Consider the following 22,382-nt stretch of genomic DNA (forward strand, 5'->3'; position numbering starts at 1 on the left):
TATGACTTTGAAAATAAGAAGTTACTTAAATTTTCTTTTTATAAGCAGTTATTTCAATTTTCATTCATAACTATATTTTTAGGCCAGCATGTATAGTATTTCTTCACAATTTTACTCATAGTTTTGATATTTGGCAGATCAGAGGCTTCCGCTATATCTACAATTGCCCCTTTTTTTGTCAGTACATTAATTGTTTCTCCACCTGCCAGATAAGCTGCATTGCTAGTAGACCCTTGAATAAGAAAGTATTCTGCCTCTTGCGGGGTTAACTGGTATTGGTTCATTATCTGTTTTCTTAGCCTGGTGGCCAGTTCCTGATCAGGCTTCTCTGTAGACAAAATTACTTTAAATATTTTTCTCTCCAATAACATGCGGCTGATAGTCGAAAGGACTTTGTCTGGGTGGTTTGTCCACATCTTAATAGCTCCCCAGATATCGTAATCGTCAATAGACGCAAATGCATGCAGGCAAGATTCATCACATTCGAAATCTTGCAATTGTACACTTTGCCTAATAAATTTTAGCAACTCAGGTGTAGCAAACAGCTCTTTCCCTTGCAAAGCCACTTCTCTGGCACGTTTTATTATCTGAATCAGCATTTCTTCGGTACTGATCGTAGTTTTGTGTAAATACACCTGCCAATACATAAACCTGCGGGCACTCAGGAAGCTCTCTATGCTATAAATGGCTTTTTCCTCCACCACTATTCGTTCATCTACAATATCGAGCATCTTTATAATACGGTCTGCACCTATGGTACCTTCAGAAACACCAGTAAAGTAACAATCTCGCTGCAGATAATCCAGGCGGTCTATATCCAGCTGGCTGGAAACTAACTGATGAAAAAAAGGTCTTGGATAGGTATTATTAAACATTTGCATAGCCATCTCCAGCATACCTCCATACTTTTTATTGAGGCTTTTCATGAACAGATACGATAACCGCTCATGATGTACCCCAGCTAGTATGCTGGCTTCTAAAGCATGAGAGAAAGGACCATGCCCAACATCGTGCAGTAAAATGGCTATCAGCGCTGATTCGAATTCTTTCTCGGAAATGTCGTGTCCTTTGCTGCGGAGATTATCTAAGGTAACGCCCATCAGGTGCATGGCCCCTAAAGCGTGATGAAAGCGGGTGTGTAGAGCCCCAGGATATACATAATCTGTGAGACCTAGCTGCTTAATACGTCTGAGACGCTGAAATAAAGGTTCTTCAATAATATCGAACACCAGTTCGCTTGTAATAGTAACGAAGCCATAGACCGGATCGTTAAATATTTTCCGTTTATTCAAGCTGTTTGTACTATGTTAAAGTATGTTAAAATAAATATAACTGGCTGACAATGGCATATTTTTGGTGCTCGCCCGTTCTATAACTAGAACCAGACTACCTGCATTATGTTATATAAACTTTTAGACTGGCTTCATGGTTGCTTAAACATCTGATAACTTATTTAAATTTTGTTACTATGCCTTTCTTTAAGACAAACTATAATACAAAGCCTGCACCTGATGTACAAAGATATTCTATTTTATGGGCAGATGACGAAATAGATTTATTAAAACCACACATATTATTTCTCGAAAATAAGGGATACGACGTAACACCAGTAAACAATGGAGCGGACGCTTTGGAGAAATGCAATGAAGTAAATTATGATATTGTCTTTCTGGACGAAAATATGCCTGGCATGAGTGGCCTGGAAACATTGGCTCAGATTAAATCAAGCAAGCCCAGCCTTCCGGTTGTTATGATCACCAAAAGTGAAGAGGAGCACATCATGGAAGAGGCCATAGGCTCTAAAATAGCCGACTACCTGATAAAACCCTTAAATCCGAATCAGATATTACTATCGGTTAAAAAAATTCTGGATAACAAGCGGCTGATATCTGAAAAAACCAATTTGGGGTACCAGCAAGATTTCCGGAATATCAGCATGGCTTATAACGAACGTATTGGCCACGAAGAATGGGTAGAAATCTATAAAAAACTTATTTTCTGGGAATTGGAAATAGATAGTTCGGCTAACAAAAGCATGGCCGAAGTCTTAGAAATGCAGAAAGGAGAGGCTAACTCAAATTTTGCCAAGTTTATCAGTGAAAATTATGAGTCTTGGCTGAATGATACGAAAGCAGAAAAGCCTTTACTTTCTCATCAACTCATGAAGAAGAAAGTTTTTCCTCTGGTAAAGCCTAACGAGACCTTGTTTTTCTTTCTGATAGACAACCTGCGTTACGACCAATGGAAAATTCTGGAAGGGATTATTAGCGAATTCTATAATGTAGAAGAAGAATCTGCTTACTATTCTATACTGCCTACTACCACAGCCTTTGCCCGAAATTCCATTTTTTCCGGTATGCTGCCCAGCGAAATGGAAAAATATCATCCGGATTTATGGGTGAACGATGATGAAGATGAAGGAAAAAACAACCAGGAAGAAGAGTTCCTTATACGCCAGTTACAGAAAAACCGGATAGATGGCAAAGCTTCTTACCATAAAATTATTAGCACGGCGCAAGGTAAGTCTCTGGTAGATCAGATAAACAATCTCATGAATAACCAGCTGAATGTAGTGGTGTATAATTTCGTAGATATGCTTTCCCACGCCCGTACCGACATGGCCATGATCCGGGAATTAGCACCCGATGAGGCAGCATACCGATCCCTTACCCGTTCCTGGTTCCTTCATTCACCGCTGCTGGAAGCACTAAAGAAAATTGCTGATAAGAAGGCCAGGTTAATTATTACAACCGACCATGGTACTATCCGGGTTAAACGGCCGTATAAAATTATTGGTGATAAAAATACAAATACCAACCTAAGGTATAAACAAGGTAAAAATTTGGGTTTTGAAGAAGATAATGTATTGGTGGTACGTAAGCCAGAGCGTTTCTTTCTGCCAAAGTTGAATGTATCTACTGCCTATGTATTTACTTTGGAAGATTATTTCTTCGCCTATCCGAACAATTATAACTACTACGTAAATTACTACAAAGATACCTTTCAGCATGGAGGCGTTTCTTTAGAAGAAATGATTATTCCTTTTGTATCTTTGATACCAAAATAACAAGTTTTACGTAATGTGCTGATAGTGTATGTGCTGATTTGTTCGTGTAGAATGAGTTGGCACATTCGCTTATAACACAATCAGCATAGCCACCATATGACCGGTTTTTCTATCTCTTATTCCTCCGAAAGGCAACTTCCTCTGGTTGCTAAACAGATATTATCTTTTGCCAAAGATCACCACTGCAAAATATGGTTGCTGGAGGGTGAGATGGGTGCAGGCAAAACCACATTAATCAAAGCCATTTGTAAAGAATTAGGTGTAATAAATACAGTGCAAAGCCCTACCTATGGCTTAGTAAACGAATATCTTTCTCCAGGTGCAGGCAAACTTTACCATTTCGATTTTTACCGACTCAACCATGAAGTAGAAGCCTTAGATATTGGCCTGGAAGAATACTTATACACAGGCAATTATTGCTTCATAGAATGGCCTTCTAAAATTCCTTCTCTGCTTCCGGCAAAATATTTAGAAATAAATATTAACTTCGTTGGTTCCAATCAGCGTGTTATACACGTAAGTAAGCATGAGTAGCATTAGCAAAACAGGCCTGCAAGACTTAGCAAAACAGGGCGCCTTATCTCCCCAGGAAGCACTGCTGAAAGTAAAAACCAGCAGCAAAGAACTTCTGATAGGCATTCCTAAAGAACTGGATATTAACGAAAATAGGGTTGTACTAACGCCTGAAGCTGTTTCTATTCTGGTAAATAATGGCCATCAACTGTATATTGAAACTGGAGCCGGAGAGTTTTCTAAGTTTTCTGATAAAGACTATAGTGATGCAGGGGCTCACATAGCTTATTCGGCTAAAGAAGTATTTGAAGCGGATATTATCCTTAAAGTAGACCCACCTACTCATGAAGAAATTCAATATTTTAAACCAGGTAAAACACTAATCTCTGCTTTGCAGATGGCAAAGCTGAGTCCGGAATATATTCATGCCTTAAATGCAAAAAAAATTACTGCTGTTGGCTTTGAATTAATACAAGATAAAGTCGGAGGCATGCCAGTAGTGAGGGCCATGAGTGAAATTGCCGGTAGCACAGTTATGCTTATTGCAGCCGAATACCTGAACAGCGTGAACAATGGCAAAGGCATAATTCTAGGTGGTATTACAGGGGTTCCACCCACTAAGGTAGTTATTTTAGGCTCCGGTACGGTGGCTGAATTTGCTGCCCGTACAGCTTTAGGACTGGGCGCAGAAATTAAAATTTTCGATAAGCACATTTATAAACTTCGCAGATTCAAATATGCTATTGGACACCAGGCATATACTTCTACCATTGATAATACTTTTATCCTGAGTGAAGCAATAAGTAGGGCAGATGTTGTAATTGGTGCTATGCGGGCAGAAGATGGCATTAGCCCCTGTGTAGTTACTGAAGAAATGGTAGCTATGATGAAACCCAACTCTGTTATTATAGATGTAAGTATAGACCAAGGTGGCTGCTTTGAAACATCAGAGATGACTACGCATAGCAATCCTATTTTCAAAAAATATGATGTAATCCACTATTGTGTACCTAATATTTCTTCCCGGGTTGCCCGTACAGCTACTACCGCCTTCAGCCACATTTTTACTCCCTTTATTCTTCAGATTGGGAAATCAGGTGGTATAGACGAAATGATATTTGCTAATAAATGGTTTATGAAAGGGGTATATGCATACAAAGGGAGTCTTACCAATGAGCACATTGCCAAAAAGTTTAATATGAAATATAAAGATATGAGCTTGCTTACTGCTGCTGCCCGCTTGTAAGAAAAAAAGCCATGCTAATCAGTTAGCATGGCTTCTCTTGTAGTGTATAATTCAGTAATATTAATAGCTGTATTAAGCAGGGCTTATTTTATACGCAGGTTCGTTCCACTGATAATCTACAGATACAGGTCTTGGAGCAAAATTGCTATTAAGCACGGTATCTACTACTGTTTCTGTAATATCCGGATAATCTACATGAATAGCACTCCCGTTTTCTACCCATTCAGCTAAAGCATAATTATACTTCTCATGTAACTTCTTCAATACTGGAACACCTATTGTTTTTAATACTTCTGCATTACATAGTTGTTCATACTGATTAGAAATAGGCACTACCATTAATTTTTTGTTTAAAAACAATGCTTCTGCCGGCGTTTCAAAGCCTGCTCCACAAAGTACACCTGATGAGGAAGCCATACTTTCTACAAAAGCATCGTTATGTAATGGGCGTATGTGTACATTCCCTAACTTAAATGGAGATTTATTGTGTTTAGAGAACACTTCCCAAGTTGTGTTTTTAAACACAGAGAGAAAATTATATAGTTCAGCATCTCCATAGGCTGGCAAGTATACGGTATAGTGTCCTTTATCAGTTACTGTTGCCTCACGTATTTGCTTTCTGATGATAGGAGTGAAAATATTCTTATCGAATTTCATAAAATGAAATCCATACTGTTTAACGGCAGGCGCATAGTATTTGCATATAAGTTTACCTGGCATTGTATACGGCTCAGATTTTGGGGCAGCAGGAGATAGAACGGCACAATGATGACTCAATCCTATACACATCTTGCCTTTAGCTTTGGCTGCCCAGGCAGATACAGGCTCAAAATCGTTAATAATTAAATCGTATTCTTCAATTGGCAAACTGTTCACTTCCTGAAGGAATTTTGGCAGATTAGATTTAAACATTGTATTAAACAAGCTTATATCTCCACTCTTGCCAAAAACAAAACTGAATCCATTTAATCGGTATTTTACCGGAAAATTTACAGGAATATCCGATTGGGTACCACTAATCAGCACATCCAACTCAACTCTTTTTCCTAAAGCAGCTATAATATCTTCTGCTCTACTTAAATGTCCATTTCCAGTTGCTTGTGTTGCGTATAATACTTTCATAAATGAGGTTATTCAGATTAGTTCAAGGGGTATGTATTTTGTTTACAAAAACTACTAACTAGTTTAACGTAAAGTATAAATAAGGGTTTTTGGATAGAACTAAAATATAAATTTCTTTATCTGGGGTATATCTAAATTACAATACGGTAAAAATGGACAATTGTATACTAAAATCATATAGTTTTAAGGAAAAATATATCGTATAATAGTATTTTCTTGATCCAAATTAGAAGACTATTATAATAATTTTAATATAATATTGTTATCTGTTTATAAGAATTGATAACAATATTCTGAAATTCAATTGCAAATACCTCATACACAGAAATATACATAAATTTTTATTCAATCTATCATTATTGAAAAAAAATATCTTTTCTATGTAATTATATTTTTTAGAGTTAGCAAAGAGTGTGGTAATTTTTGTACTGTACTATGCCTAAAATTTAAAGCAGGAGCCAACTGAATTAAAGCCAAAATTCAACTAATTTTGAGCATGTGATACATCTTTATCCGGAATAGGAATTTTCGTTGAATATACGGTGATGCATTTTTGTGATTGAAGAATAATATATTATAAATTTACTTATTATTTTATTCTACTTACCAACAGCTGCATTTCCTATGGAACAAATCAAAAAGTTAACTAAAACAGGCCTTCCAACAGGATATAGTATTTGAGTTCAACAGAATAATTATCAACAATATTCATACCATTCAATTATTATCATGTAATGTTTGTTAAAGATTTTAACAGCTACATTTCTTAAATCTGCTCATAGTGAATAGTCAAAAGATACTTGTTGTACAAACAGCATTTATAGGCGATGTTATTTTAGCCACTGCTATAGTTGAAAAAGTAAAACAGTACTTTCCTTATGCACAGATAGATTTCCTGCTTCGAAAAGGGAATGAAAGTTTATTCAATCAGCATCCATTAATAAACAAAGTTCTTATCTGGGACAAACATCATCATAAATATACCAATCTAGTAAAGCTTATTTCTTTGGTCCGAAAATCAAGATATGATGTGGTGGTCAATTTACAACGCTTTGCTGCCATGGGATTGCTTACCGCTTTTTCGGGAGCAAAGCAAACACTAGGATTTTCTAAAAACCCCGTATCTTGGTTGTTTACGAAAAGTTTTGACCACCGGATAGATAATCATCAGCACGAAACTGAACGTAACCATCAATTGATTGCTCATTTAACAGATGCCATACCAGCCAAACCTAAATTATATCCTTCCCTGAAAGATTATGAAGCTATAGCAGGATATATCTTCACTCCTTATATATGTGTTGCGCCTACATCTGTATGGTTTACCAAGCAGTTTCCTGAAGAGAAATGGATTGAGTTTTTGAAACATATCCCCGAAAAATTTCACATTTATTTGCTTGGCGCTCCAGCTGATAAAAGTAACTGTCAACAGATTCTGGATGCTTGTGAATCGAAGAATGCAACAAATCTAGCAGGAAGGCTATCATTATTAGCCTCTGCTGCGCTTATGCAAAAAGCAGCAATGAATTTTGTGAATGATTCTGCCCCTATGCATCTGGCCAGTGCCATGAATGCGCCTACGTGTGCTATTTACTGTTCCACAGTACCCTCTTTTGGGTTTGGCCCTTTAGCTGAAAAGTCTTTTATTGTAGAAGTATCGTATCCACTGTATTGTAGACCCTGTGGGTTGCATGGGTATAAAGCTTGTCCGGAAAAGCATTTTAAGTGTGCTCACGATATATCTATAACCAGTATAGTAAAAATACTGGATACCGTAAGTACGGCCTCTTAAAAAAACAAAACACGTCTATTTTAGCTGAAGTATTTCACAGGATTTTTCGGCGGCTGCCTGCTCAGCCTTTTTCTTACTATAGCCACTTCCGGTAGTAAACGGCTTATCGTCTATAACAATCTGTGCTATAAATTCTTTATTATGGAGATTTCCTTTTTCTTCAATAATTTCAAAACGTAGATTCCGGTTTTCACGCTGAGCCCACTCAATTATCAGGCTCTTAAAGTTTGAATTAGTCTCTACAATCTTTTCCAGATCAAAATGAGGACTTATTAACCGTTTAATGATAAACTTTTTGCAGTATTTAAATCCTTTATCTAAATAGATTGCGCCTACCAAAGCTTCCAAGGCATCACCATTCATCGATTTATGGGTAAGAACCGTTTTGCGGTTCCCATCAAATACAATAAGTTTGTTCAAGCCAATTTTTTTAGCCAGGTTATTTAGCGACTCGCGGTTTACAATACGGGAACGTATATCGGTAAGGAACCCTTCTTCTTTATAAGGAAATTTTTTAAATAAAAAATCAGCTATAACAGCTCCTAGGATAGCATCCCCCAGGTACTCTAGCCGTTCGTTCGATTCGCGGAATCCGGATTTACCGGTTTCTTTGGAAGCAGATGTATGTTGGAGGGCTAATTTGTATAAATGAATATTAGCAGGCTTGCTGCCAATGATCTGGGAGATATCGGCAGCAAGTTTTTTATCTTTATCGGAACTCCTTTTGAAAAAATCGCTAACAAAACGAAGGATGTCAACCACTGGATCAGGCTTGCAGTTTTCTGAACAAGATTGAAAAATTGTGCCCACCAAAGCCGAAGGTATTACTAAGGACAGTATTTATTTTTCTGGATTGGGCTTTATTAAATGTAAAATTCAACCTGGCATCAAAAGCTTCATCGTCGGTAAAATGATTGATGGTTGGCGGAACTAACTGATGTTGAATAGCCAGAATGGATGCAATGGCTTCTATTGCTCCGGCAGCTCCTAACAAATGTCCGGTCATAGATTTCGTAGAGCTAATATTCAGTTGATAGGCATGCTCACCAAAAACCTTCTGAATAGCAGATGTTTCACTAATATCTCCTAAAGGCGTAGAGGTGCCATGAACATTAATATAATCTATATCTTCAGGTTTGATGTTGGCATCCCGTAAAGCATCGCGCATTACATTTAAAGCACCCAAACCTTCAGGATGAGGCGCTGTAATATGATAAGCATCAGAAGACATACCTCCACCAATCAACTCGGCATAAATATGAGCGCCGCGGGCTTTAGCATGTTCATATTCCTCTAAAATTAATGCACCTGCTCCCTCGCCTAGCACAAACCCATCCCGATCTTTGTCGAATGGACGAGAGGCAGTTTGAGGGTCTTCATTGCGTTCCGACAATGCCTTCATAGCGTTAAACCCACCGATACCAGCTTCTGTAACAGCAGCCTCTGAGCCTCCGGCTATAGCAATATCTATTCTTCCAATACGTATATAATTAAATGCATCTACTAACGCGTTGGTAGCAGAGGCACAGGCAGATACGGTGACAAAATTTGGCCCCCGGAATCCGTATTTAATTGAAATGAAGCCCGAACTAAGATCGGCGATCATTTTAGGAATAAAGAAAGGATTGAACCTAGGTGTACCATCGCCTTTGGCAAATCCCATAACTTCTTCCTGAAAAGTTCTTAACCCTCCTATACCAGATCCCCAGATTACACCTGCCCGGTCTAAATCAATTCTATCTATCTCCAATTTAGAATCTGTAAGTGCCTCTTCGGCAACCACCATAGCATATTGAGTAAAAGAGTCCATTTTACGGGCCTCTTTCCTATCTATAAAATTATGTATATCGAAATTTTTAACCTCGCAGGCAAACCGGGTTCTAAATTTTTCTGCATTAAACTTCGTGATGGGTGCAGCACCACTTACCCCTGTAGACAAAGAATGCCAAAAGTCTTTTACATTGTTTCCTATGGGGGTAAGTGCGCCTAATCCAGTAACTACTACTCTCCTAAAATTCATAGAACGAACTCTCTGCTCATGCAGATTTGATGGGAAATTGATGGGTATGCTACTTATTTTACATTCTCCTCTAAGTAAGCAATCGCTTGACCTACTGTTGAGATATTTTCAGCCTGGTCGTCGGGAATAGAAATGTTGAACTCTTTCTCAAACTCCATGATCAGTTCTACAGTATCCAAAGAATCAGCTCCCAGGTCATTGGTAAAGCTTGCCTCATTCGTTACTTCTGACTCTTCAACGCCTAACTTGTCTATAATAATACTTTTAACTTTTTGTGCAATTTCTGACATTTCCTTTTATAAAATTTAAGTTAAAAACCACTGCAAAGAAATACATTTAAACTAATATTGTCAAACAATTTCTACTATTCTTAATTTAAAAGTCTTTTTAATCATACCTTTACGATGAATTAGATAACGATTTATTGCTTAATGCGGTAATTGTTCAAATAAATACTGCTAATATTGCAACTAACATGCTATAAATTCTTATATACTCCTATCAGGAGAATCTGCTTTGCTAGTAAGTAATTTATATAATTCATCTATTTTTGAAAGTACGAATTAGCCAACCAATAAAGATTAATCACTATCAATTACACAAATGAGAATACACTTCAATAAAACCAAAGTAATTGCCACTGTTGGACCTGCCTGTAATAAAAAAGAGCAGCTACTTGAACTGATTGAGGCTGGGGCAGATGTATTCAGGCTTAACTTTTCGCATGGCAGCCATGAAGAGCATCTGAAAGTAGTGGAAGCTGTACGTAGTTTAAACAAAGAACACAACTTTCATATAGGATTGTTACAGGATTTGCAAGGCCCTAAAATCCGTACGCGCGAAGTGGAGAACAATGGTGTCATGCTGCACAAAGGAAGTAAATTAACCCTGACAACAGAAAAGGTAGTAGGTAATGCCGAACGGATTAGTACTACTTATATGGAAATGGCTAGTGATGTAAAACCTGGAGAGGCTATTTTGTTGGATGATGGAAAAATTGAGTTGCGGGTATTAAGCATTGAGGGTTCAGATGTATTGACGGAAGTAGTATATGGGGGTATTCTTAAATCTAAAAAAGGGATTAATCTACCGAATACCAATGTATCTATACCAGCTCTTACGGAAAAAGATCGTGAAGACTTGTTGTTTGGCTTAGAACATAATGTAGAGTGGATTGCTTTATCTTTCGTAAGAACAGCCGAGGAGGTTATTGAGCTTAAAAATATTATAAAAGATAGTGGCAAAAAGGCTAGGGTTGTATCTAAAATTGAAAAGCCTGAAGCTATCCGGAATATCGATGCAATTATTGCTGCTTCGGATGCCTTAATGGTGGCCCGCGGCGATCTAGGGGTGGAAATACCAATGGAAGAAGTGCCTATGATTCAAAAAATGATTGTGCAGAAGTGTAATCAGGCAGCCAAACCGGTAATTATAGCCACTCAAATGCTGGAAAGCATGATTACGAGTCCGCGGCCTACCCGGGCAGAAATTAATGACATCGCTAACTCTGTAATAGATGGCGCTGATACATTAATGCTGAGTGCAGAGAGTGCTTCTGGCATGTATCCTACGTTAGCTGTAAAATGTATGACGGATACTATTCACAATATTGAGGGATCAGCAGACATCTATTTTAAAAACCATGCAAATGTTCTTAAATTCAGAGAAGATCCAAATTTCAACAGCAATAATGTCGTAGTTAGTGCTTGCCGCCTGGCCAGAGATACGGAAGCGAAAGCAATTGTAGGAATGACCAGTTCAGGATATACGGCCTTCCGGATTTCGAGCCACAGGCCAAAAGCAAATATATTCATCTTTACCAGCAATATTTTCTTACTCAATACATTGAGTCTCTCTTGGGGTGTAAGAGCTTTTTATTACGACAAACTTACTACTACGGATGAAACATTTCAGGATATCCAGGATATATTAGCTAAAGAAGGCCATTTACATAAAGGGGATATTATTATTAATACAGCAAGTATGCCTATCAGCAAAAAGCAAAAGACTAATACAATTAAACTAAGTGTAGTGGAATAGTCTAATGTCTAATATTTATAGAAATAAATAAAAAGCTTCAAAGAATATTTGAAGCTTTTTTATTGTACATACTATTGACGTACTATTAAAATATTTACGAGGATTTCTTCTCTTCTTCAGCCGGTGCTTGTACAGCATCTTCCTGCTTCTTCTCAAATAGATCCGGCGCATGGTTCACCAATATACCATACCAGGTTACTAATTTTTTAATATCAGACGAATATACCCGCTCCCGGTCATATTGGGGCACGATTTCTTCTATAAAACTGAAGAGATCCTCGGAGGAAGATTTTGGTTGAACCGGCAAGTCTTTACCATATTTCTCAAAAATGGCTGCTAATACTTCTTCCAATTGAACGGAAGACTCTTTGCCAGTTGTGTAAATTGAAATTTCTTTCAATATAGAAACCCGGTATTGAGGCCCAGCCACCAGTTTGCTTTTTTGCTCATCAATTGATTCCAGAATTACACCGGAACGTGTAGGTTTTACCAATCTGAATAAGCCTCCTTTTCCAGAGACAGTTGCTATTTCTTTTAAATCCATGAATAGTTTAATTAGAATTACTTACTTCTGTAGATCAAACCGGACAGGTATGGTGGCATCTACTCTATAACCCGGAGCTTTGAATTTAAGGCTCCGTACTATACGCATAGCCTCTTCGCCACATCCTGCACCGATATTTTTTATCAACTTTTGATTTATCATTTTCCCATTCTCTTCCAGAGTAAAAGCAACAACACACTCTCCGTGGACGCGGTTACGTTTAGCCATAGGTGGATATTGAAGATTTTTCTGTATATCAGCCAATAAAGCTTCTCTGCCACCTTCGTAGTGCTCTGCCACCGGAAGCACTCTTTCGTTGCTGCTCGCCGAGGTTTGAGCAATTGTTACGCTACTTACCAAAAGAGCAAAGAATAATAAAAACATTAACTTGTTTCGCATAATAATAGCTATTAAGATGATACATTAGATTATTCTACATAGCTACGCGTAAAACAACCTATTTCATATCAAAATTACCCAATTTTATTACACCTTGCAAAAGATCATTGACAATCGCCTCAACCGCTAGTTATATCATACAGTACTCACCCTTATGAATTTTGTTATATCTTTTTATAAGTTTTATTTAACGAATCAATAAACTTCAGTATTTCATCCCGCCCATCTCTTGAAACAGATGATGTTACGAAATACGAAGGAACCTCCTCCCATTGTTCAAGCATTTTTTGAATATACTGTTCTACATGAAGCTGCGTCTTGGATTTTGTTTGTTTATCTGCTTTTGTAAATATAATGCTAAAAGGTATTTCCGATTTTCCTAACCACTCCATAAACTCCAGATCAACCTTTTGTGCCTCATGCCGGGAATCTATCAATACGAATACACATAACAAATTTGTACGCTGAAGCAAATATTGCCTGATCATCGTATCCCATTTTTCACGGTCTGCTTTACTGGCCTGAGCCCATCCATATCCGGGCAAGTCTACCAGATACCACTCATCATTTATGAGAAAATGATTGATCAACTGTGTTTTACCGGGCTTTTGTGACGTTTTAGCCAGGTTTGGGTGGCCGGTAAGCATATTTATTAATGACGATTTCCCGACGTTGGAACGGCCTATAAAAGCATATTCGGGCTTTTCTGGGGCAGGACATGCTTTATAGTCGGTATTACTCTGAATAAAAGTGGCTTGTATAATTTTCATAAGACTGTTGTACGCTTCGTACCTGAAATACGCTCAAAATTAACCAATTATTCAGCTTGCCCCTTATTAATTCGCTTGAACTTACATTCACATTCTACGAGTTGCTAGAGCTTTGTTTAAGATTAGCATAACTTAAGTGTCTAGTTTACTTGAATAATGAGAAATAAACTCCTATCATTCTTGCCTTTCCTTAGGCAGATTATTCTTTTTCTGCTGATCCAGAATGCTGCTGCACCACTTTTTGCTCAATCCTCAAAAAGAATATTGAAAGAAGCCGGTGAATATTTTGAAAGTGGCGATTATATAAATGCCCTGCCTATTTATCTGGAATACCTTAAAGCTGATCCGGAGCATCCCCAAGCAAATTTCAATACAGGCATCTGTTATTTGCAAACCATTCATGAACATAAGGCGGTGGCTTACTTACAAAAAGCCTATGCAAAAATGCCTGCTATCCATCCCGATATACATAGGTATTTGGGGGAAGCCTATCAATATAATCACCAATTCAAAGAAGCAATAGATGCTTTTAAAGCGTATAAAGCTATAGCTGTCAAAACTCTCACAAAAGATCTAAGCCTTCTACCCATCTTAGAGAGGCGTATATATGAATGTCAAAATGGATTAACATACCTGGATAAACCGGTAAAAGCTCAGATAGATAATATTGGTCCTATCATTAATTCTAAGTACGCCGAATATGCACCAGTTATTTCAGCCGACGAATCTGTACTCGTATTTACCTCCCGCAGGGCAGGTTCTACCGGTGGCTTTGTAGCTATAGATGATAATCAATATTATGAGGACATTTATATTTCTATTAAATCGAATGGCAAATGGGCTGAGCCGAAAAATATACAAGAAATTAATACAGATAAACATGATGCCTGTATAGCCTTATCGTCGGATGGTAAGCAGCTTTTTATTTACAAAGATAGCCGTGGCGGGGATATTTATGTTTCTAGGTTTGATGCGTTAAAAAATATATGGTCTAAACCGCAAAGCTTAGGTGAAACGGTAAATACTAAGTATCAGGAACCCTCTGTCTCTATGACGGCTGATGGCAATACTATTTATTTCTCCAGCAACCGCCCTGGCGGCCTGGGCGGGCTAGATATTTATATGAGCCACAAAGATGCAAAAGGCAATTGGGGAGAAGCCATAAATCTGGGGGCTCCCATCAATACACCTTACGACGACGATGCTCCGTTCATTCATCCCGATGGGCAAAATCTATACTTCAGTTCCAGAGGGCATGCCGGTATGGGCGGCTACGATATTTACCGGTGTTCCATGGAAACAAACGGAAAATGGTCGGTACCCGAAAATATTGGCTATCCTATAAATACGTCTGGAGATGACACTTACTTTGTACTCTCTGCCGATAACCGGCATGGATACTATGCCTCTGCGAAAGAAGGAGGTTTAGGAGAGAAAGATATTTATATTATCTCTATGCCAAAAAGAGAAACCCTGGCTTCAGCCACCGGAAGTGCAATTAAGATTGAGAAAAAGATAGAAATCAAAAGCCTCCCTCTGGATCAGCCAGCAATTAAACCAACAGCGGGCGCAACTACTATTTTGAGTGGATACATTACTGATGCTTTCACTAAAGAATCGTTGGAAGCAGAGATTGTGCTTGTAAATAATGAAAACAGTGAAGTTATCTCCGAACAAGTATCAGATTCTGCAGGTTTTTACAAAACTGTTATGCTATCTGGCAAAAACTATGGCTTCTCTGTTCAGAAGGAAGGTTACCTGTTCCACTCTGAAAACTATGACATCCCGGCAAGTGAAGGCTTTCAGGAAATTACCCTTAATGTAGAGCTAAAGAAAGTAAGCGTGGGGTCCAGAATTATTCTGCGGAATATCTTTTTTGATTTCGATAAGGCCACGCTTAAAAAAGAAAGTACAGCCGAGTTAGAAAAACTCTTAAGCATTATGAATGAGGTGCCTACCCTAAAAATTGAGGTATCTGGCCACACCGATAACAAAGGAAGTGCAGACTATAATAAGAAATTATCTGAGCGGCGGGCAAAAGCAGTTGTTGATTATCTGGTTGCCAAAGGGGTAAGTCCTGAGAGATTAGGCTATGCCGGATATGGAATGGGACGTCCATTAGTATCTAACGACGATGAAACGGGTAGGCAATTAAACAGGAGGACAGAATTTGAGATTACAGGTAAGTAGAAAAAATAGTTTTTTCACGATTTATATACATATAACATATTTAACCGGTAAATGAAACAATTACTCTTCTAAGGCTGGCTACATTGCCATAGAACTCAAATTGAAGATACTATTTCATTTCAGGTTTGAAGATAATGAAAGATTTTATAAAAATTATGTTAAACAAATACTTGTCTGTCTGGCTACTGGTCGTTACCTGTTTACTTGTAAACGTAGGAAAGGTATCCGCTCAACTAGATAACGACTTAGTAGCAGAAGCGGATGCTGCATATAATATAGGTGCTAAATCCCTTGCCCTCGACAACTATATGTTAGCCTTACGGGAAAATCCAAACAACGTAAGGGCAAACTTTATGGCTGGTAAAGCAATTATAGAAACCATTGATAAAAGCAGGGCAAGTAAGTATTTAATTAAAGCCTACGAACTGGACCCCGGTATTAGTGCAGATATTTTACTTTTGATTGGGCAATCATTTCAATATGGCAACGATTTCGACAATGCTATTGCCTATTATGAGAAGCATAAAACGAAGATCCAAGCAGATGCTGCAACTAAAAAAACAAATAAAAACACATTAAAAGCTATTCTGGCTGAGATTGATGAAAAAATAGCAAAATGTAATAATGGTAAAAAGTACACAAGTGATCCGCTGGAATATTCTATAAAAAATCTTGGCAAAGGTGTTAATTCAGGCCATGCTGATTATGCACCGGCCATTAATAAGGATGAATCGGTAATGATCTTCACTTCGCGCCGTGAAGGGGGCGTGGGTATTGGAAACGTAGATAAAGACTTAGAATTTTTTGAAGACATTTATATTTCCGAATTTAAAGATGGCGAATGGCAACCTGCTCAAAACTTAGGCGCTAACATAAACACAGAATACCACGATGCAAGTATAGGTTTGTCAGGCGATGGAAAAACGCTATTTCTCTATAAAGATGAAAATGGGGGAGATATTTATGTTTCTAATCAGCGGAAAGATGGTACATGGTCTAGCCCTGAGCCGCTTAGCTCTAACATAAATTCAACCTATAATGAAAATTCTGTTTCCATATCTCCGGATGGGCAAACCCTGTTCTTCACTAGTGACCGTCCAGGAGGCAAAGGAGGTATAGATATTTACATGAGTAAGCTGGATAAAAATGGGAGATGGGCTAAACCAACCAATATGGGTGCTCCCATCAATACAATATCTGATGAAGACGGTCCTTTTATCGATTATGATGGCAAAACACTTTATTTCAGTTCACGCGGCCATGAAGGTATGGGTGGGTATGATATTTTTGTAAGTGAATTTGATAGTACAACCAAGAAATGGTCAGAGCCAGTTAACATTGGTTACCCGATAAATACACCGGATGAAGATATTTATTTTGTAAAATCTGGTGACCGCCGATTTGGCTATTATGCTTCTGTTAAAGATGGCGGTATGGGGGAGAAAGATATTTATAAAGTAGCTATTCCCGACAATTTGCAGAACTACGACAAGCTGAAAGTGCGGAAGATCTCAGGTAAACCGGCCCCAATCGTAAAAGTACCTGATGCATTAAATCCAGTAAAACTGGTTATTCGGATAACTGATGCCTCTGCTCAAACTCCGATAAGTGCCAGTATCCTGTTGAAGTCTAAAACAAATGAAGCTGAAGTTAGTCTAACTAAAGTATCTGAAGGAGTGTATACGTGCACGTTTAATAATAGTGGCTCGATGGATTATGGCATTGCCGTAGAGAAAGATGGGTATATGTACACCAATGCAGATGTATCTATCCCTGCTATATCTGCTGAAGCCAAGGAAATAGTTAAAGAAATTTCTCTTTCTAAATTGCAGATAGGTTTTAAAACCATCTTACGCAATATTTATTTTGATACAGGGAAAGCAACTCTAAAACCTGAATCATTTCAGGAATTAGAAAAATTAGAAAAAATGCTGAAAGAAAACACAAGCTATACTATAGAAATATCTGGTCATACAGATAAAATTGGTTCTGCTGAACTGAACAAAAAACTTTCTCAAAATAGGGCAAAGGCTGTAGTTAAATATCTAACTGATAAAGGTGTTGAATCAAACAGATTAATTGCAGTTGGATATGGAGAAGAAAAACCCTTAGCTTCTAATGATGATGAATTAGAAGGAAGAGAAATTAACAGAAGAACAGAGTTTGAAATCATTAGCCAGGTACAGAACCAATCGGCAGCCGTAAAATAATCATTTAACCTTAGTACTTAATCAGACATAGAAAAAGCACCTTTTACAAGGTGCTTTTTCTATGAATACCCACAAGTAGTACGCCGCTTAAGAACTGCACAATACGCTCACTTGCCTGCTATTACTTTCAGAGTTGTTAAATATAACCCACCCATGTATTCAGCTAGTTAGATTAAATTTATGTCAGACAATCAAAGCATATTACATTTCTAACAATTTCTTTGAATAAAAGCATTTAATCGCAAGACCATAAAAGGCTCTTGAACAGGAGATGATAAGATTAGTATACATATAGTATGTATTTTCTCTTTATATATTCATCTAAAAAGAGAAGGGACTAAGCGTAAAGTAAATACGCTTAATCCCTTCTCTTCAAACTATCAATCAGCTGCTAGGATTTGATTGATAGAGGTAATTTGTAAAACAACCTTCGTTAACTTTTATTTACAAGCACAATCTGAGTTTTATCGGCTTTTGCTACCTTTTTGCGGAATTCAACCAACTCATTATAAGATGCTGCCGGATAGGTGCCTCTGTTCATCGTAAATTTTCTGATGTATAGAATTATGCCTCTATCTACTACGATGGAAGCTGTATATTCACCAAAAGCAGATTTATAATGAATGGTTTCAGGTAAAAATTCCGGATGGAAACCCTCTGGTACATGATACCGGATAGTATCGGTATCTATATAAGAAAGTGGAAGTACAACCGCTGAACGTCTGTTTTCAGTAACAGGTGGTACATAACTGATGGCAGACAGTAAATTAGGCGTAAGAAATATTCTGCTTCCACTTTTTGAGGCACATTTACGAATATTCAATACTACCTTTTCAGAAACTGCCGGTACACGTTCTTTCGTATGTGTGTATGTAAAAGAATTAATCTCATAACTAGGTATTTTAATGCTCTTATACAGCATTTTCTTTTGTTCTTCCGGGCCATAGGCATAAATCATCTGGCTCAACATATCTTGCTGTTGTCCGGTATAAACACTGGTTATTTCAGCGGTGGCATCTCCATGAGCCGCAATAACTACTTCTGCTTTTCTGTGCTGCAAATTATCTTTAGCTGTATAAGAAGGCGTTTTTACGAGCTTTCCCCCTTCTGAAGTGATAAGTAATGCATGCCGGTTACCAGTAAATCCTCCCATATAGCCAAATGGTTTCGTCTGGTCGGTACATTCCAGCCAAATAGTATCTTTCTGCACCGGAACACATAGAATTACATGGTTAAATTGCATAGTCGGAAAATCGGTTGCAATATCCTGCTCATCATCTCCGGCTTTAATAAGAGCAAAATAAGATTCTACCCCTACACTTTTAAGCATGGCTTTGGTATAATTAGAAAGGGCTTTACAATCGCCATATCCTTTGTCTGCCACTAAGGACGCTTCAAAAGATTGCCAGCCCCCTATCCCAAGCTGTATACTAACATATCTGGTATTTGCTTGCAGGTATTCATATATCTTTTTTACCTTTTTCGCTTTATCAGTTTCTCTGGCTGTCAGTTGCTGTAATTTTTGCTTCACGCTTTCAGGTAATACATCGCGGCCTTCATTTAATTTATGTTGCCATTTGCCTAATTCTTGCCAGCTACTCATGTTGCCCTGATATCCTTCCACTTCAAAGTCTGTAGGTGCCGTATATACAATAGGCAGCAATGTAGTTGCCGGCGCCGATAAGGGCTCTACTTCAAATACTGGAAGATTAGCTATTTGCCAAGTATATATGGTGTTGTTTTCTACTGAAGAAAGGCTCACTTTCTGATTAATATTTACTTCTTTATACCGGAGTTTCAAATTTTTCGGCATTATCACCGTAAACATAGATTGTTCTACTGCATAGTGCTCTGCCCCCTGAGGCGTCCACACCGGATAAAACAGGGTATTTTTGCTGGTAGTTTCGTATTCAAATTCTACGGTATAAGGATATTCAGAATACGAAAAAGCGGCTATCTTCATGCGGTTATCCTCAAAGAGGGAATTATCTGAAACTGCACTTACGTCTTGTGTATCAGCTTTTTTAAGTTTACTTACTAACTTACCCTGTGCATCATATACAGAACCTTGCAGATTGTTTACTTTTACTAATTTATCGTACCCAACGTAGGCTTTGGCATATTTCTTTCCTTTTTCATTTAATATAGTAATTGCATAACGGGTTTTCTTGGTAGCTTCACCAGGAGATTTTACCGTAAAAGTGATTTCTTCCATACGCTGCACAGCATAAGCATTTTCTAATAGTTTAGCTGGAATACTACTTACAGCATAGTTTCCATCTCCCGCCATAACCCGGAAATAACTGCACACAAATAGCAGAAGAGAAACAGATTTAATGTTGAACATAGAATGATAAAAATTAGTAGGAAGTGAAACTATTATACACATTAGTATCGCTGCCCAAATAAGTTAAGTTTTTTTACCTATCTGGGCAGCGATACGATGACATACGGATTATTAAATTTTAGATTTTTTTATCACAATCTGCTCTGCATGTTTGGCCACAACCTGATTGAAGAACTCTTTCAGAAAAGGATACTCTTCCGAATAATATACAGGCTTTTTTAAAGTAATTCTGCTGGTAATCTGGATAGTGTTGCCATTCACAGCTACCATATAAGTAAAGCGTCCTGTCTTTTCCGGCAAATCCAGAATAGCACCTTTTGGCATTTCTTCTACTTTGTATCCTTCAGGAATAGTAAATGTACAAGCATATGTTTCATCCACTGAATAAGCAAAATCTACAGGAAATAACCTATTTTCCAGTTTAAAAGGATTAGCGTTTCTGGCTTCGCTAAGCATAGGCTTCAGGTATATCATATCTCCGGCTACTTGTGCAAAATCAGATAGGGTAACTTCATATTTTGCATTCACTGTTTTATCAATCTCCTCAACATCTGTGAAACTATGGGCGGTAATTTGCCATTCAGGATGTTCTTTTTTAACAGTTTCTATATATTTGTCTTTCCCTTCAGAGAAAATCTTTTTACGCATAGCCAGAGCGCTGTATCCGCCATCCGAGACATCTATATTTCCTTTCAAGTCCCCTTCCGGTGAAACATTTAATCTGGCAACAAATACGTGCGCTAGTTTTTCTATTGGTTGAAGTGATACCCAATGAGGATTTTTCTCTGATACCAACCATCCTTCCCCATTCAGACATCTGGCAGGCAGCATACCTGGCTTTATTACCGGGTCGGTTGCATCTAATAGAAACTCATTTCCATTGATATTTACATGTGCTATTACATAATTAAATTTTGTAATTAAAGCATATGTCTCGAGCACTCTTCCATGATCACGGGTACTTAAAATTACAGGATTGGCCTCTATACCTACTTCTTTTAAAAAAGCCACCAGCATAAGATTAATATCGGCTGAGCTACCGCTATGTGTTTCATAAGCTTTCTTTAAACCAGACGTATATTTTTGCTTTACCTCATTCCATTTTACCTGTTTTCTCACAAAATTATACACAGCAGTTGTCCGTTGTACCGGATCTGTATATTTTAAGGAAATAGCCGCTAACTCATCTTTTGCAAAGCCGGTTCTTTTTAATGGCAGGCCAAAACTTTCTCCCTCCAATAAACTCTTTGTTAAGGCTTGCCAGGTATTATTAATTGGTTGTATCATTTGCCCAGGCAGTTTAACAGTCGCCAACTCAAAATTGATTTTGGTCACATAATCATTAATAGTTGTCATGTAGGGCTCTTCACGAAGCGCAGGCATGTCTTTGGCTACCCAGCGGTAAACAGTAGCTTGCGGAGTTAACGGATTCGGATCTCCATTAAATCTGTTGATACGTTCGGTTACCGTTTTTACTTCCGTAGAGAATGACTCATAGCCTTGCGATAACTTTTTATAGTCGAAATATTCGAGCATGGTAGCACGGTACTCACTCCATACAACAGGGATACTTTCTTGAAATTGCCACTCTCTAAATGTAAAAGGGAAATCAGACTTAATTGTATAACTGAACTCTATTACAGAGCCTTCTTTCACATTGGGCATTGTAAACTTCTTAATTACCCAGTTGTCACTTACCTGCTCATCAAAAATAGCTTCTTTGGTTAACTTGTCTTTTATAATTTCTTTGCCATTAAGATTATATGTGTATCCTTTTAAATTTAACACTTCTTCTTCTTGGCTATTACTCACACGGTAGAATGGAATTTGTACGTTTGCCCAGTCGTACCCTGCTTTTTTCAGAATTTTTAAACGTACCTGTCTTTCAAAATACACCTGGAATCCATCATGGTCTGAATACTTGAAATAAGATTTACCAAAATCGCATAAAATTACTGCATGCGCACTGGTATCTTTAGCATAGGTGCTCATCTGCAATTCTGGCAATTCTACTTTACCAAATTTTATGGGATCTGCCTGGCCGAAAGCCGATAAGGTAAGAAAAGAGAGAGAAACTGAAATGATGACTCTGGAAAATGTCTCCAGAAAAAGATGTTTCATG

17 protein-coding genes are annotated in these 22,382 nt (G+C 37.8%); 7 read left to right on the top strand and 10 right to left on the bottom strand.

The features are described from left to right. Nucleotides 1–53: 53 nt before the first annotated feature. Nucleotides 54–1,292, bottom strand: coding sequence for an HD domain-containing protein (locus tag Q0590_RS07920; RefSeq protein ID WP_302036974.1), 1,239 nt, complete (start codon nt 1,290–1,292; stop codon nt 54–56). 176 nt (nt 1,293–1,468) lie between these two features. On the opposite strand from Q0590_RS07920, the gene porX reads away from it, so the two are divergent. The 3 genes from porX to Q0590_RS07935 all read left to right on the top strand — a co-directional run bounded on the left by porX (nt 1,469) and on the right by Q0590_RS07935 (nt 4,826). Next, a complete protein-coding gene (porX, locus tag Q0590_RS07925) occupies nt 1,469–3,067 on the top strand; it encodes a T9SS response regulator signal transducer PorX (protein WP_302036975.1) in 1,599 nt (532 codons plus the stop codon). Between the two features lie 96 nt (nt 3,068–3,163). Then, nucleotides 3,164–3,601 carry a tRNA (adenosine(37)-N6)-threonylcarbamoyltransferase complex ATPase subunit type 1 TsaE gene (tsaE, locus tag Q0590_RS07930; RefSeq protein ID WP_302036976.1) on the top strand — a complete coding sequence of 146 codons (438 nt, stop codon included), beginning with the start codon at nt 3,164–3,166 and terminating at the stop codon, nt 3,599–3,601. Further along, a complete protein-coding gene (locus tag Q0590_RS07935) occupies nt 3,594–4,826 on the top strand; it encodes an alanine dehydrogenase (protein ID WP_302036977.1) in 1,233 nt (410 codons plus the stop codon). Before tsaE ends, Q0590_RS07935 begins: the two co-directional genes overlap by 8 nt. Nucleotides 4,827–4,898: 72 nt before the next feature. On the opposite strand, the gene Q0590_RS07940 is transcribed toward Q0590_RS07935, so the two are convergent. After that, nucleotides 4,899–5,948: a glycosyltransferase family protein gene (locus Q0590_RS07940; protein WP_302036978.1), complete on the bottom strand. Its 1,050-nt coding sequence runs from the start codon at nt 5,946–5,948 to the stop codon at nt 4,899–4,901. A gap of 781 nt (nt 5,949–6,729) precedes the next feature. On the opposite strand from Q0590_RS07940, the gene Q0590_RS07945 reads away from it, so the two are divergent. After that, complete coding sequence (locus Q0590_RS07945; protein WP_302036979.1) at nt 6,730–7,740, top strand: glycosyltransferase family 9 protein; 1,011 nt, start codon at nt 6,730–6,732, stop codon at nt 7,738–7,740. A 15-nt stretch (nt 7,741–7,755) separates the two neighbouring features. Here the strand turns inward: Q0590_RS07945 and rnc are convergent, their stop codons facing one another. From rnc to Q0590_RS07960, 3 genes are read right to left on the bottom strand one after another with little or no spacing between them, the layout of a single operon-like run. Next, nucleotides 7,756–8,502 (bottom strand): ribonuclease III, encoded by a 747-nt coding sequence (gene rnc, locus Q0590_RS07950; RefSeq protein ID WP_302036980.1) that lies wholly within the window; start codon nt 8,500–8,502, stop codon nt 7,756–7,758. A gap of 4 nt (nt 8,503–8,506) precedes the next feature. Then, nucleotides 8,507–9,760 (bottom strand): beta-ketoacyl-ACP synthase II, encoded by a 1,254-nt coding sequence (fabF, locus tag Q0590_RS07955; protein WP_302036981.1) that lies wholly within the window; start codon nt 9,758–9,760, stop codon nt 8,507–8,509. A 53-nt stretch (nt 9,761–9,813) separates the two neighbouring features. Then, a complete protein-coding gene (locus Q0590_RS07960) occupies nt 9,814–10,050 on the bottom strand; it encodes an acyl carrier protein (protein WP_302036982.1) in 237 nt (78 codons plus the stop codon). A 313-nt stretch (nt 10,051–10,363) separates the two neighbouring features. Between Q0590_RS07960 and pyk the strand changes: the two genes are divergently transcribed. Further along, nucleotides 10,364–11,800, top strand: coding sequence for a pyruvate kinase (gene pyk / locus Q0590_RS07965; protein WP_302036983.1), 1,437 nt, complete (start codon nt 10,364–10,366; stop codon nt 11,798–11,800). 94 nt (nt 11,801–11,894) lie between these two features. Here the strand turns inward: pyk and Q0590_RS07970 are convergent, their stop codons facing one another. The 3 genes from Q0590_RS07970 to yihA all read right to left on the bottom strand — a co-directional run bounded on the left by Q0590_RS07970 (nt 11,895) and on the right by yihA (nt 13,513). Further along, nucleotides 11,895–12,344 carry a DUF5606 family protein gene (locus Q0590_RS07970; protein WP_302036984.1) on the bottom strand — a complete coding sequence of 150 codons (450 nt, stop codon included), beginning with the start codon at nt 12,342–12,344 and terminating at the stop codon, nt 11,895–11,897. A 21-nt stretch (nt 12,345–12,365) separates the two neighbouring features. Next, a complete protein-coding gene (locus Q0590_RS07975; protein ID WP_302036985.1) occupies nt 12,366–12,743 on the bottom strand; it encodes an energy transducer TonB in 378 nt (125 codons plus the stop codon). 164 nt (nt 12,744–12,907) lie between these two features. Continuing rightward, entirely contained in the window at nt 12,908–13,513 is a 606-nt protein-coding gene (yihA, locus tag Q0590_RS07980) for a ribosome biogenesis GTP-binding protein YihA/YsxC (protein WP_302036986.1), read from the bottom strand. Between the two features lie 156 nt (nt 13,514–13,669). On the opposite strand from yihA, the gene Q0590_RS07985 reads away from it, so the two are divergent. Continuing rightward, nucleotides 13,670–15,703: an OmpA family protein gene (locus Q0590_RS07985; protein WP_302036987.1), complete on the top strand. Its 2,034-nt coding sequence runs from the start codon at nt 13,670–13,672 to the stop codon at nt 15,701–15,703. A 155-nt stretch (nt 15,704–15,858) separates the two neighbouring features. Next, a complete protein-coding gene (locus Q0590_RS07990; protein ID WP_302036988.1) occupies nt 15,859–17,913 on the top strand; it encodes an OmpA family protein in 2,055 nt (684 codons plus the stop codon). A gap of 433 nt (nt 17,914–18,346) precedes the next feature. On the opposite strand, the gene Q0590_RS07995 is transcribed toward Q0590_RS07990, so the two are convergent. Further along, nucleotides 18,347–20,260 carry a DUF3857 domain-containing protein gene (locus Q0590_RS07995; RefSeq protein ID WP_302036989.1) on the bottom strand — a complete coding sequence of 638 codons (1,914 nt, stop codon included), beginning with the start codon at nt 20,258–20,260 and terminating at the stop codon, nt 18,347–18,349. Between the two features lie 111 nt (nt 20,261–20,371). Then, complete coding sequence (locus Q0590_RS08000; RefSeq protein ID WP_302036990.1) at nt 20,372–22,381, bottom strand: DUF3857 domain-containing protein; 2,010 nt, start codon at nt 22,379–22,381, stop codon at nt 20,372–20,374. Nucleotide 22,382 lies beyond the last annotated feature (1 nt).

This window comes from Rhodocytophaga aerolata (genome assembly GCF_030503435.1).
GTDB classification, from domain to species: domain Bacteria; phylum Bacteroidota; class Bacteroidia; order Cytophagales; family 172606-1; genus Rhodocytophaga; species Rhodocytophaga aerolata.

Excerpts from the sequence above, each read along its gene's own strand:
- Q0590_RS07970 (WP_302036984.1), bottom strand. The coding sequence starts at position 12,344 with ATGGATTTAAAAGAAATAGCAACTGTCTCTGGAAAAGGAGGCTTATTC.
- Q0590_RS07985 (WP_302036987.1), top strand. The coding sequence starts at position 13,670 with ATGAGAAATAAACTCCTATCATTCTTGCCTTTCCTTAGGCAGATTATT.
- Q0590_RS07975 (WP_302036985.1), bottom strand. The coding sequence starts at position 12,743 with ATGCGAAACAAGTTAATGTTTTTATTATTCTTTGCTCTTTTGGTAAGT.
- Q0590_RS07990 (WP_302036988.1), top strand. The coding sequence starts at position 15,859 with ATGTTAAACAAATACTTGTCTGTCTGGCTACTGGTCGTTACCTGTTTA.
- yihA (WP_302036986.1), bottom strand. The coding sequence starts at position 13,513 with ATGAAAATTATACAAGCCACTTTTATTCAGAGTAATACCGACTATAAA.
- fabF (WP_302036981.1), bottom strand. The coding sequence starts at position 9,760 with ATGAATTTTAGGAGAGTAGTAGTTACTGGATTAGGCGCACTTACCCCC.
- pyk (WP_302036983.1), top strand. The coding sequence starts at position 10,364 with ATGAGAATACACTTCAATAAAACCAAAGTAATTGCCACTGTTGGACCT.
- porX (WP_302036975.1), top strand. The coding sequence starts at position 1,469 with ATGCCTTTCTTTAAGACAAACTATAATACAAAGCCTGCACCTGATGTA.
- Q0590_RS07940 (WP_302036978.1), bottom strand. The coding sequence starts at position 5,948 with ATGAAAGTATTATACGCAACACAAGCAACTGGAAATGGACATTTAAGT.
- tsaE (WP_302036976.1), top strand. The coding sequence starts at position 3,164 with ATGACCGGTTTTTCTATCTCTTATTCCTCCGAAAGGCAACTTCCTCTG.
- Q0590_RS07935 (WP_302036977.1), top strand. The coding sequence starts at position 3,594 with ATGAGTAGCATTAGCAAAACAGGCCTGCAAGACTTAGCAAAACAGGGC.
- Q0590_RS08000 (WP_302036990.1), bottom strand. The coding sequence starts at position 22,381 with ATGAAACATCTTTTTCTGGAGACATTTTCCAGAGTCATCATTTCAGTT.
- Q0590_RS07960 (WP_302036982.1), bottom strand. The coding sequence starts at position 10,050 with ATGTCAGAAATTGCACAAAAAGTTAAAAGTATTATTATAGACAAGTTA.
- Q0590_RS07995 (WP_302036989.1), bottom strand. The coding sequence starts at position 20,260 with ATGTTCAACATTAAATCTGTTTCTCTTCTGCTATTTGTGTGCAGTTAT.